This is a genomic window from Bacteroides sp. OM08-11 (assembly GCF_003438665.1).
Classification (GTDB): Bacteria; Bacteroidota; Bacteroidia; order Bacteroidales; family Bacteroidaceae; genus Bacteroides; species Bacteroides cutis.
This window is the reverse complement of the sequence record NZ_QSTJ01000001.1, coordinates 380,402-393,234: the sequence shown is the minus strand read 5'-3', so window position 1 is coordinate 393,234 and position 12,833 is coordinate 380,402. Positions and strand designations below refer to the sequence as shown.

Here is a 12,833-nt window from a genome sequence, read left to right as displayed (position 1 = left end):
CCCCGTTTTTCAATTATCCATTTTCATTATTATTCATTTCTGATTATTCATTCTCCATTCTCAATTCAATGAAAAAACTCCTTTTATTATGTATGACGGCTATGTTTTGCTTCGCTTGCAGTGAAAGCAAGACAGTAACTGTAACAGTTACCAATCCGTTGGCTATGGAGCGCTCTAACGAAATAGTAGAGGTGTCTATGGCCGAAATCTCCAATCAACTGAACCTGGCAGACACGGCGCAGATCGTAGTCTTGAATGCTGATGGCAGACAAGTGCCCTATCAGATTACATACGATGAGAAAGTTATCTTTCCGGTTACGGTAGCTGCCAATGGCAATGTCGTTTATACTATCAAAGCAGGTATTCCCGAGACTTTCGACGTAAAGGCTTGTGGTAAATATTATCCTAATCGTCTCGATGACGTTGCTTGGGAAAATGATCTTGTAGCTTTCCGTGCTTACGGTCCGGCCTTGCAGGCAAAAGGTGAGCGTGGCTATGGCTACGACCTGTTTACCAAAAGAGATACGACCGAGCCCATGTTGGAAGCCATGTATGCTAAAGAAACAGACAAAGCAAGACGTGCCGAACTGAATGAACTGAAAAAGACCGACCCGAAGACTGCCGGTAAGCTTCTGCGTGAAATGTCTTATCATATCGATCATGGACATGGTATGGACTGCTATGCGGTAGGTCCTACGCTCGGAGCCGGGGTAGCTGCATTGATGGTGAACGACACCATCGTTTATCCGTGGTGTTATAAAGACCAGGAAATCTTGGATAACGGTCCGTTGCGTTTCACTGCAAAGCTGGTGTTCAATCCCCTGAATGTAAAAGGTGACACAACAGTTGTAGAGACTCGTTTGATTACGTTGGATGCAGGTTCTCATCTGAACAAGACTGCAGTGTCTTATAGTAACTTGAAAGAAGCTCTTCCGATTGCTGCAGGTATCGTGTTGCACGAACCGGACGGGGCTGTGGTTACAAATGCTGCCGATGGATACATCACATACGTAGATCCGACTAATGGTCCTAATAACGGTAAGATCTTTATGGGGGCTGCTGTACCTACGGTTGTAAAAGAAGCTAAAGCTGTTCTTTTCTCAGAACAGGAGAAGAAACAACGTAATAATGCCGACGGACATGTACTCGCTATCAGTGATTACGAGCCGGGTTCCGATTATGTATACTACTGGGGATTTGCCTGGAATAAGGCAGATATCAAGACTCCCGAGGCTTGGAACCAATATATGGCGGACTTTGCGCAGAAGGTACGCAATCCGTTGACAGTATCTATAAGTAAGTAAATCAACCAATTTATTTATAATTTTAAACTATCTAATATTATGGAAGAAAAAGTAAAGAAGCAGAAATTCTTGCAATTGCAATTCTGCATGTTATTATTGTTGTGTACTTTGTTGCCGGATTTAGGATCGATTATCGGTATACCCGATTTTGACATTCCGGTGTTCTGCTGTAAGCTTGTAGGTATCATCGGTGGTGCGATGGCGTTGTATAGTTTCCATAAGGAAGCAGGTCCGGTTCCGACGCCATTTCTGGCAATTGCCGGAGGAGGTATGCTTATTGCTTTGTTAACATTGATTCCTGATATGCCGGGATGGTTGGATTATATTGCTCTGGTAGCTTTGTTGGTTGCTTTGTTTATGAGTAAGGGTAACTTGGGCATACAATGGAAGAGTTGGGGCAGCCAGGGAGCTTATCTTATTCTGATAGCCATATTACTGCATGTTTATGATGGTATAGGCGATACAACCATGACCGGTATTGCTGCATTGGTAGGCTTGGTACTCTACTTCATCGGGCTGGGTAAACTGAAAGACTCTTTGGATGCTGATGGTGTTAAAGGTGTTTCACGTTTGAAGATAGCTGTGATACTGGGCATTGTAGCTGTGATATTCGGCTGGATCCCTTTGTTGGGAGGTATCATTGCAGGTATTCTGTTGATTATCGGGTTTATCTTTGAGTTTCTGGGATATGGCAATATGAAGCAGTCTGTCTCGCTTGGCACAGAGGGACAGGAAGGTGCAGGTAAGTTGCGTATCAGTATGATCGTTTTGCTGGTAGCTGCGGTTATCGACCTCTTCCCGTTGACGGGTATGATTGTCGGACTGATCTCTTTGGTAGCGCTTTATCTGGTGTTCAAGGGATGGACTATGGTGCTTCTGGGACTGGAGAACGAAGTTGAGAAAACAGCATAAGCTTCTTTCTTTTATAATAAAACGAAGGCTTGCATCTGAGACTAACAGATGCAAGCCTTCGGTCTATACGTATCTGTTTAAATTATCTTCGATAATAATCTTAAAACTGATATTTTGACCATTTCTTTTACGAATCGAATGTTGGTTCATAGTTTCGGTAGTATCTCCTGTCCTTACCCATTTGTCTGCCGGTATACCTTTTATTCCCGGACAAAATTCTTTTAATGCTCTCATTAGCAGATAAACATTTCTACTATCTATTTCTCTACTTAACACTTTGACTATCTATTATATTAACTCTGTACCCCATGTCTTGATTCTGTACCGTCCATACATGACTATGTTACTTTTCATGACGTGAATCAAAAATTTCAAGACACTCCGTTTTCACTAAATGAAATATAGTATTCCATATTATGCATAAATTACATTTTCGCTTTCTTACTTGCAGGTTCAACACTTTTGTTATATATTGCCAGTCGATTTCCGTTAAAATCCGGAAGATACATCTTTATTATAATCAAATAAAGTAGTTATTGAGCAGATATGGAAGCTTTTTTGTTTTTTATTGCAATCATTTTTTAATAGGAGTTTAACTTTTTATTTTATCCTTGTATCAGAATGTTAAAAGGAAGTAGATTTCGCTGAGGAAATACTTACCAACAATAAATATCATGACGTTACACAGTAATGTTAATTGAGAAAAAAGGTATTGCTTATTAATATTATAATTTGAAAGAATAAATTTAAATTGTCTCATTTTTTCAAAAAAACTCTATTTTTAAAATGTAAGTGATAAGAAACAAGTTAAAGACTATTTTTTACTATGAAAACATTTAAGGAAAACAATAAGGAACAAGATGAAGAGACTTTGAGTGACGAAGTTCTTTGGAAGATGATGTTGCACAAAGATGAATCTGCATTGTCCCTTTTATATAGCAGACATTTTGACTCCCTTTATAATTATGGTATGCACTTGTGTTCGGATGAAGAGTTGGTAAAAGATTGTATCCAAAATTTGTTTTTAGCCCTCTACAATTTGCGTAAGTCCTCCCCCATTCGTAATGTCACGTCTTATTTACTGATGTCTATCCGGAACAATATCATAGCAGTTTTGCAGGATAAGGAGCGGAATATAGGGGTAGAAGAGTTGAATTTTGAATTATCGATTTCGGAAGAAGAATTATTCCGTCTTTTCGGTCATGATGACTGGGAAATGGATAGAATACATAAGTTGCGTCAAAGTTACGATAAATTAAATGCCAACCAACGTCATGCCATCTACCTGCGGTTCATCAAAGAAATGAATTGGGAAGAGATGGAAGAGATTATGGGAATTTCTACGCACTCTTGCATGAACTTGGTGGGACGTGCTATCGTGAAATTACGCCATTTGATGAAAGATGTATAAGAGCCTGTTTCCACATTATTTAAGTAGACTCTAAAGATGAAATCCTATGGATTGATAAAATATTAAAAAAAAGTGAGGAGTAAAACAGAACTTTTCACTCTTATATATATAACTCCAAAAAAGAATATGAAGCAGACCGATAAACAAAATGATTTTATGTCAGAACAATTATTCGTTTTTCTCCAAAATAAGGAGAAAGAGCAACATATCTTTCAGAAAGAAGAGGTATGGCAGCGTATTATTCGCAGTCGTAGGCAGGCAAAGATACGCCGAATAAGTATTTGGAGTACAATTGCAGCTATGTTATCAGGAGTATTATTTTTGCTTCCCATTTTAAAGGAATCTGAGACTGGAATAATGGACTATGTGGTCAACCTGCAGCAGGAAGAAGTAAATGTGTCAGATCGTGTACAGCTGATCACTGCATCAGGAACTAGCATTTCATTGAAAAAAGAGTCAAAAAATTTGGCTTACGACCATCAGGGATTGGTATATATAGACTCCGAGCGATTAAATGCGGAAGAAATCACAAATACCACCATCAAGGAAAAGAATGAGGATACGGAAGCAATAAAATATAACCGTTTGTTAGTTCCTTTGGGTAAACATATACGTTTGACTCTTTCGGACGGATCTGTATTGGATGTAAACTCAGGTAGTGAAGTAATATATCCGATTACCTTTTCTAAAGAGAAACGGGAGATATTTGTGAATGGAGAAATTTTCATTGATGTGAAAAGTATAGAAAAGACAGTACCTTTCATTGTACATACTTCCCGTTGCGATGTCCGCGTACTTGGTACAGCCTTTAATGTCCGCAATTATGATTCGGATTTACAGACAGAGGTGGTATTGCAGCGGGGGCTGGTAGAAGTAGCTGATAAAGCCAAACACATAGTTCGTATGATACCCAATGAACGGACAGTGCTGGTCTCCGGACATTATAAAGATAAAAGTACAGTAGATGTAGATAAATACATCATTTGGCGTGAAGGCATACTTTTGTTTGAAGGAGAGACGGTAGGTATGGCTACCCAAAGATTACATCGGTTTTATGGTAGACCTTTCTATTGTTCTCCCGAAGTCCAAGGTATCCGATTATTCGGGAAATTAGATATCAATGAACCGTTGGAAGATGTACTGGCTGTAATCAGTAGTGCGGCGGGGTTACGTTGTGAGAAGAAAGGTGATGGATACAATTTCGTGAGAAACCCTTGAGATATTTTATTAACCCTTAATTCTTAAATTATGAAAACATAGTACATCTAGAAAAAAGCATCCGAACCATAGTGCTAGTATGATTCGGATGAGAACTTACAAAACCAATCTATTTACAAGTAGTTTTATAAATCATACAAATTTATGAAAAACAAAAGAAAAACATTTAGCAGGAATGTTAAAAAGACAAGATTTCTGCTTTTTTTAAGTTTTGCGTGTATATCATCGATTTTATTTGCCAATGAAAAAGACTATGCACAACAAATCCATTTTACGTTTTCACTGAACAATGTCCGTATCCAATCTGTATTCGACCGTATTGAGAATGAAAGCGAATTCGTTTTTTTCTATTCTGACAAAGTGATAAATCCTAAAGAAAAGGTATCTGTCAAGGCTGAGAATGAGACTGTCAATGAAATTTTAGATAAAATATTACCGAAATATGGTGTGGGTTATACTGTCAACAATAGACAAATAATCTTAACTAAGACGTCTTCGGTAGAAACTGCTCAACAATCCAACAAAAGAAAAGAGGTAAGAGGCATTGTCAAAGATGAAGTAGGTGTTCCGATTATTGGTGCCACAGTCATGATTAAAGGTTCTACAACTGGAGTGGTGACTGACGTAGATGGTTTATATAGTATCATGGTTCCTTCTGATGAAACGATATTGCGTGTGTCTTATGTTGGGTATGTGACCCAGGAGATAAAAGTAAATGGACGTTCTACTGTAACCGTCACCTTGAAAGAAGATAGTAAGATGCTGGAGGATGTGGTAATTATAGGTTATGGTCAACAGAAAAAGAGTGGAGTGGTCAGTTCCGTAAATACTGTTTCAGCCAGTGAAATTAAGGCTCCGACTCGAAATCTAACTAATAATCTTGCTGGGCAGATTGCCGGTCTGATTGCCATTCAGCGTAATGGTGAACCCGGCAATGATAATGCGGAGTTTTGGATTCGTGGTACCAGTTCGTTTGCCGGAGGTACTAATCCGTTGGTATTAGTGGATGGTGCTCCCCGTAATATGCAGGACATTGAACCGGACGAAATCGAAACCTTCACTGTACTGAAAGATGCTGCTGCTACAGCAGTCTATGGTGCTGAAGGTGCCAACGGTGTTATCTTGATTACATCTAAACGTGGTAAAGCTGAAAAGCCCAGAATATCTTTCCGTGGTGAGTTTGGTATGGCTACCCCGACACGTCTACCGGAAATGTTGGGAGCGGTAGACCATATGACGTTGTTTAACGAAGCACGTCGCAATGATGGTTTGCCCGAAATGTATAAAAGTGACCTTATAGCTAAATATGCTTCAGGAGAAGATCCGGAACTATATCCGGATACAGACTGGTTTGATATGTTAAAAAATCATACATTTAATCAGCGCATTACTTTAAATGTGCGGGGTGGTTCCGGGAAAGCCCGCTACTTTGTATCTGGTGCTTATTTCCATGAAAGTGGTATTTTCAAGGACAACAGTATGGAGGAGTATGACTCCAATATAGGATTGACCCGTTATAACCTGCGCAGCAATATTGATATTGATGTTAGTAAAACCACTTTGCTTAGTATTGACTTAAGTGGGCAATATTCTCAACTCAACCAACCTGGTACAAGTACTAATGATATTTTTACCAAATTATCCTATTCAGCTCCCCATTTAACACCAATGTATTATTTGGATGGTACGGTTGCTGCTCCCGATGGAGCAAACTCTAACATAACTAATCCGTATAATCTATTAACTCATACCGGTTATCAGAAAAAATGGACAACCAGTATACAATCTACGGTAAAGCTGGAACAAAAACTAGATTTTATTACCAAAGGTCTGAAATGGATGGGGCGTATGAGCTTTGACTCTTATTCGCAATATTCTATGAAACGCAGTAAGGCTACTTCAGCCTATCATGCTACGGGACGTGATGAAGACGGGAATCTGCTTTACAAACAAGTAGTAAAAGGAGATAACTCTTTGAAAGATCCGGCAGAGAGCAATAGCGGTGACAAGAAGATATACATAGAGACTCAATTGAGCTACAACCGTCTGTTTGCAGGTAAGCATCAGGTGAATGCTATGCTACTCTATATGCAGAAAGAACAACAATACCATAATGAAGCTTTGGCTAACCGTAAGCAGAGTTTTGTGGGACGCGCATCTTATTCTTTCGATGAACGCTACTTCATAGAGGGAAGTTTTGGTTATACAGGTAGTGAGACTTTCGCTTCTGGTAATCGTTTTGGTTTTTTCCCTGCAGTAGGTGTGGCCTATCTGTTGAGTAATGAACCGTTCATGCCCGCAAGTTTTACTAATGTGGTAAATAAATTGAAGTTGAGAGTTTCTATCGGACGGACTGGTAATGATAATACTGGAGGCGCTCGTTTTCTTTATCGTGAGACACTAAAAACCGATGCGGGAGGATATAATATCGGTATCGGAGCGAATGGAGGGCTGAATGGAGTTGGGAATGGTATTGTGGAAGCACGTTTTGCTGCTCCTCTCTTGGGATGGGAAATAGAGAACAAACGGAATGTAGGTATTGACATCGGCTTGTTTGGCAATAAGATCGATTTGACATTGGATTATTTTAATAATCTTAGGACAGACATCTTATTGCAAAGAAAAACCTTGCCTTCATTAACTGGTTTCAGAGAAAGTCCGTGGGAAAATTATGGTAAGGTACGTAATCAGGGTATGGATGCCAGTTTGATAATGACAGAAAAGTTCGGGGATGTTCGATTGACATTTCGAGGTAATCTGACTTTTGCTCGGAATAAGATTTTAGAATATGATGAAGTGCCGCAAAACCATCCTTGGATGAATATGACAGGAAGCCGCTTGGGGTCTTGGAATTTGTACATAGCAGAAGGTCTTTATACTTTTGATGATTTCGATATCACGACTGATGCGGACGGGAAAAAGATTTATAAATTAAAACCTGGTCTGCCGGTATCCTCCTTGGGATCTACTGAGCCCGGAGATATTAAGTTGAAAGACTTAAACGGTGACGGAGTTATTAATCCCAATGACCAGACTCGTTATGCCGCCGATCCAAAGAACCCGGAATTAGTATATGGTTTCGGATTGAACGCAGACTACAAAGGTTTTTATGCCAGTGTTTTTTTTCAAGGTACAGGCAAAACTTCTACTGTTTTAGGACAAGCCAATGGACCGGGCTTCCATCCGTTTGCATGGGGAGACCGTACTTCGGGAACACGTATACAATCATTGAACCGTTGGTCTGAAGAAAACCCTAGCCAAAATGTACTTTTTCCACGTTTACATTCTTCATCCAATTTCAACAATCGTTCTGCCAATACCTGGTGGTTGCGTAACGCTAGCTTCCTGCGTTTGAAGAACATTGAAGTAGGTTATAATGTACCGGCCAAAACAGCAATGAAAATAGGCATGCAGGCTGCTCGAATTTATCTAATGGGATACAACATCGCTGTATGGGACCACATCGGTCTGTGGGATCCGGAAATGGGGAACAAGAATGACGGTATGGCATATCCGCTACCGCGTACATTTACTTTAGGAGTAGAATTCACCTTTTAAACTATAACAAAAATGAAAGCATTGAGTTTAATAAAAAATATCTATATCATCAGCATACTCTTTTTATTCACAGGATGTAGTTTTCTTGATGTGTCTGATGAGTTGGCAGGTAATTTAAATAAAGAAGAGGTTTTCAATGATCCGGTATATACCCGTCGTTGGCACCGCAATATTTTTACAGGTATACCGGACTATTCAAATATTCGGGTAAAAGATGTCAGTGGAGAATTAGGTTTGGGCAATCCTTGGGCTTCCTTGTCCGATGAATTGAATTTCGGTGATATGACAGAAGCCGGTTATGAGGTTCAAGGAGGATTTCACTCTGGTAACGGAAGATTTCATCGTTGGGTTACTTTATATAGACTGATTAGACAAGCTAATATTTTTTTAGCATGTAGCCATACTATTCCACAGGCTGGTGATCAGCTTGACTTTTTAGGTGATGAAGAATTGCAGGAGTTAAGGGCACAAGCACGTTTCCTCCGGGCATACTATTATTACCTGCTTTTTGAATTATATGGCCCCGTACCTTTATTGTATGACAATGTATTAGATCCATATAAGGATGAATTGGATCTTCCTCGAAATAGTGTAGACGAAGTAGTGAACTATGTGTGCGACGAAATGCAGAAACTGATAAATGAAGAAGGTGGGCTCAAGGAAATAGAGACAGATGAAAACCGTCTTGCTTTACCTACCAAGGGAGTAGCTTTAGCTATCATTGCCAAAATCCGTATTTTAGCTGCCAGTCCATTGTTCAATGGTGAGTATGCGGAAGCATTGTTGATAACCAACCACGATGGAAAAAGATTGTTTCCTGACAAAGACCCCAAGAAATGGGATTTAGCTCAAACTGCCATAGAGAATTTTCTGAATTTTGCCAATGGTAAATATGAGCTTTATCAAGAACAAGATCCGAATCAATCACTTTACAATCTATTTATGAAATATAATAAAGAGATTGTTTGGGCTTCATCCAAGACATTTTTCAACAAATTACCTGATTGGGGATATGATTGGGTATGTACTCCATTCTCCGAGCAAAAAGGACATCAAACTGCTGCTGTGATGCAGGAATTAGTGGATGATTTCTTTATGAAAGACGGACTTAGCATTGAAGAATCTCCTTTATATCCGGAGGAACCTGGATTTACCAAAGTTGGTGGACAAGACATTTATAATGAATGGATAAATAGGGAACCACGTTTTTACCAAAGTGTATTCTATCAAGGCAAAAAGTGGCAGGTGAAAAACAATGTCATCGAATTCTACTACGGTTCTAAAAACGGTGCGGATAAAACGTCGAATTTTCCTGCGACCGGATATTTACTATTCAAACGTACTTGTCGTAAATTGTACAATCAAGGTTCTAGTCCTAAAGTACAATATCGTCCATCAATCATCTTCCGCTTAGCCGATTTTTATTTGCTTTATGCAGAGGTATTGACAGAAACCGACCCCGCTAATCCTAAGATTCTAGAATACATTGATAAAGTACGTAAACGTGCCGGTATACCTCTACTACAAGACATTCGTCCTGAAATTTTAGGTAATCAGGAAGCATTACGCGAAGCGGTTCGTCGTGAGCGACGGGTAGAACTGTGTACGGAAGGACAACGTTTTTTCGATGTACGTCGTTGGATGGTTGCTGAAAAAGATGGTTATAAGCAAGGTGGCGATTTTTACGGTATGAATATGTTTGGTCCCAATGGTGACCGAAATGCTTTTTATAAGAAAGTATTGATTGAGAATCGCATATTTGAGAAGAAGAACTATTTGTATCCCATACCTTTAAGCCAAGTGCAAATTAGTAATCAAATGGTACAAAACCCATTGTGGTAATTGTTTTCAGGAAAAATGGCATGTGGTGGCTATTATGCAAAGTTATGTGTAAGAATAGCGATTACATGCCATTTTAAAATAGAAAAACACTTTAGACATTGTCCGCTTTTGAACGAATATTTTCAGGCATTCGTAATCACAAATTAGAATTATATTAATTACGTAATAAATTCATGGTACAATATTTTCTTTACAAGAAACAATATCAAATAGCTTTGGCAGTATTGTTCTATTTGACAATACTCGGATTATCCCAATCGATGGCGGCCCAAGAAACGATAGTTCCTCCCTATTCGGAAGATTACCAAATAGTAACCAACGACGGTGCTTGGTGCTGGTTTTCCGATCCCCGTGCCATTTATGTAGGCGACAATATATTCGGAGGTTTTGTGGACAAACAGGGGAGTATTTGGGCTTTCAGTTATGCCCCATCCACACAAGAGAGACAGCAGTATAAACTGTATGAGAGATTAGATTATGATGACCATGCCAACCCTTCCATCATGGTTCTTTCTGACAATCGTTTGGTACTTTTTTTCTCGGCACATGGTGGAACAAAGAACTCACCGATGTACTATCGAGTGAGTAAACGGCCGGCTGATATATCGGCTTGGGAGGAAGTGCAATCTATAAATCTGAAAATGAAAGGAAACTTGGGTATCTGTTACAGCAATCCGGTTCAGCTGTCGAGCGAAAACAACCGGGTCTATCTGTTCTTTAGAGGTCGTGATTTCAAACCGACCTGTGTCTATACGGATGATTTGAAGGCATGGAGTGATCCCATTAATATTGTATGCAATGACTCGGGATTCGGAAATGCGGGACGTCCCTATACTAAAATCACAACAAATCATAGGAATAAAATATTTTTTGCGTTTACCGATGCCCATCCCCGTGACCGTGCTACCAACTCCATTTATTTTATGATGTACAAAGACGGCAAATTATGTAAGGCAGACGGAACGGTGGTGTCTGATACATTGGGTAGTATTATGCCTTCCCTGGCCGATAAAGTGTATGATGCGACCAAGACATTTGATAAGGCTTGGATTTGGGATATTGCTTTTGATCGGGAGGAAAATCCTGTACTGGTTTATGCTCGTTTTTCACATGGTAATAGTATTCATTCCTATTGGTATGCCCGATGGAATGGGAAGATGTGGGAAAATCACAAGATAACGGATGCTGCCCAGTGCTTTATGCGTAATGATTATAATAATAAGAATTATCTTGAAACAGAAGAAAATTATTCGGGTGGCGTTTATTTGGATCATGAAAATCCGTCTGTTGTTTATACTTCCCGTCCTATCAATAATGTATTCGAGATAGAGAAATGGACATTTGTTGGTGGTGATAAAAAATGGCGTACTGAAGCTGTTACGGCACAATCCGAACTTGATAATGTACGTCCTTATGTAGTACGGAATTATAAGGTCGGGCAACCTTCCGTTCTGTGGATGTATAACTATAACTATCCACATTTTAAAAGATATAACTGTGCTATCCGTATAAATCAGAAAGCTAAAGGGTTCAGTGCAGAATGGAATAAGAAAGATGTCTCTGTGGTGGCCGATACTGTTTATCGTTGGGTGATGAAGGCTTCCCAACATGGTCGGGAAAACTTTAACCAAGGATGGAGATGTGGAGTCCTTTATAGCGGATTATACGATTGGGCAGATACGAGTGGTTCTAATGTTTATATGGATTTTCTTCATAAAATATGTTCCAGGTTTTCTTGGCAATTAGGTAATAGAATGTATAATGCGGATGACTATTGTGTAGGACAGGTTTATTTAGATATGTATACGAAATACAAAAAGAAAGAAATGCTGATACCTACCAAGGCTCGTATCGACTGGATTATAACCAATCCACCGTTGGAGAATATTGACATAACTAAGGGACCGAGTGATCGCTGGTGGTGGTGCGATGCCTTGTACATGGCTCCTTCTGTATATACTCGTTTGTATACTTTAACTGGTGAGAAAAAATACCTGAAATTTGTCCATAAGGAGTTTTTGGCTTGTTATGAACATTTGTATGATAAGGATGAACGTCTATTTTTCCGTGATGCTGGTTATTTTGACAAAAGAAATGCAGAAGGAAAGAAGATGTTCTGGAGCCGAGGTAATGGATGGGTATTAGGCGGATTGGTGGAAATCTTAAAAACATTACCTTTGAATGATAACAAGTTCCGTCCGTTTTATGAGCAGTTATTCCGTGAAATGAGTGAAAGAGTCGCCTCTTTACAAGGTGATGACGGCTATTGGCGTAGTGATTTATTAAGTCCATCTATTTATCCGATGCCGGAGACAAGTGGTACAGGGCTATTTACATACGCTATGTTGTATGGTATCAATGCAGGTATTTTAAATGTTGATGTGTATCTTCCTATTGTGAAGAAAGGTTGGGAAGCTATGGTAAAAGCAATAGATACAGGAGGTAAAGTGGGGTGGACACAATTGGTTGCTTCTAAACCGGGATCTGTAGAAAAAAAAGATAATCGTGAATATTCTGTAGGGGAGATTTTAATGATTGCTTCGGAAATAGATCGATATTTAGAGAAAAATAAATAGAAAGAAAAGGTT

Annotated in this window: 7 protein-coding genes; all 7 read left to right on the top strand. The window is 39.3% G+C overall.

Annotated elements, in window-relative coordinates; genetic code table 11:
- The first annotated feature begins 68 nt into the window (after positions 1–68).
- The 7 genes from DXC10_RS01510 to DXC10_RS01480 all read left to right on the top strand — a co-directional run bounded on the left by DXC10_RS01510 (position 69) and on the right by DXC10_RS01480 (position 12,821).
- Complete coding sequence (locus DXC10_RS01510; protein WP_101541979.1) at positions 69–1,304, top strand: DUF4861 domain-containing protein; 1,236 nt, start codon at positions 69–71, stop codon at positions 1,302–1,304.
- Between the two features lie 39 nt (positions 1,305–1,343).
- Entirely contained in the window at positions 1,344–2,216 is an 873-nt protein-coding gene (locus DXC10_RS01505; protein ID WP_233519840.1) for a hypothetical protein, read from the top strand.
- 826 nt (positions 2,217–3,042) lie between these two features.
- Positions 3,043–3,627 carry an RNA polymerase sigma factor gene (locus tag DXC10_RS01500; protein WP_101541978.1) on the top strand — a complete coding sequence of 195 codons (585 nt, stop codon included), beginning with the start codon at positions 3,043–3,045 and terminating at the stop codon, positions 3,625–3,627.
- 126 nt (positions 3,628–3,753) lie between these two features.
- Entirely contained in the window at positions 3,754–4,845 is a 1,092-nt protein-coding gene (locus DXC10_RS01495) for a FecR family protein (protein ID WP_101541977.1), read from the top strand.
- Positions 4,846–4,989: 144 nt separating this feature from the next.
- The gene (locus tag DXC10_RS01490; RefSeq protein WP_101541976.1) at positions 4,990–8,403 is read left to right on the top strand and encodes a TonB-dependent receptor; all 3,414 of its coding nucleotides are present in this window, start codon (positions 4,990–4,992) and stop codon (positions 8,401–8,403) included.
- A gap of 12 nt (positions 8,404–8,415) precedes the next feature.
- Positions 8,416–10,245, top strand: a complete 1,830-nt coding sequence (locus tag DXC10_RS01485) for a RagB/SusD family nutrient uptake outer membrane protein (RefSeq protein WP_101541975.1) — start codon at positions 8,416–8,418, stop codon at positions 10,243–10,245.
- Between the two features lie 173 nt (positions 10,246–10,418).
- Entirely contained in the window at positions 10,419–12,821 is a 2,403-nt protein-coding gene (locus tag DXC10_RS01480; protein ID WP_233519839.1) for a glycoside hydrolase family 88 protein, read from the top strand.
- Positions 12,822–12,833: the final 12 nt, after the last annotated feature.

Excerpts from the sequence above, each read along its gene's own strand:
- DXC10_RS01485 (WP_101541975.1), top strand. The coding sequence starts at position 8,416 with ATGAAAGCATTGAGTTTAATAAAAAATATCTATATCATCAGCATACTC.
- DXC10_RS01495 (WP_101541977.1), top strand. The coding sequence starts at position 3,754 with ATGAAGCAGACCGATAAACAAAATGATTTTATGTCAGAACAATTATTC.
- DXC10_RS01480 (WP_233519839.1), top strand. The coding sequence starts at position 10,419 with ATGGTACAATATTTTCTTTACAAGAAACAATATCAAATAGCTTTGGCA.
- DXC10_RS01510 (WP_101541979.1), top strand. The coding sequence starts at position 69 with ATGAAAAAACTCCTTTTATTATGTATGACGGCTATGTTTTGCTTCGCT.
- DXC10_RS01500 (WP_101541978.1), top strand. The coding sequence starts at position 3,043 with ATGAAAACATTTAAGGAAAACAATAAGGAACAAGATGAAGAGACTTTG.
- DXC10_RS01505 (WP_233519840.1), top strand. The coding sequence starts at position 1,344 with ATGGAAGAAAAAGTAAAGAAGCAGAAATTCTTGCAATTGCAATTCTGC.
- DXC10_RS01490 (WP_101541976.1), top strand. The coding sequence starts at position 4,990 with ATGAAAAACAAAAGAAAAACATTTAGCAGGAATGTTAAAAAGACAAGA.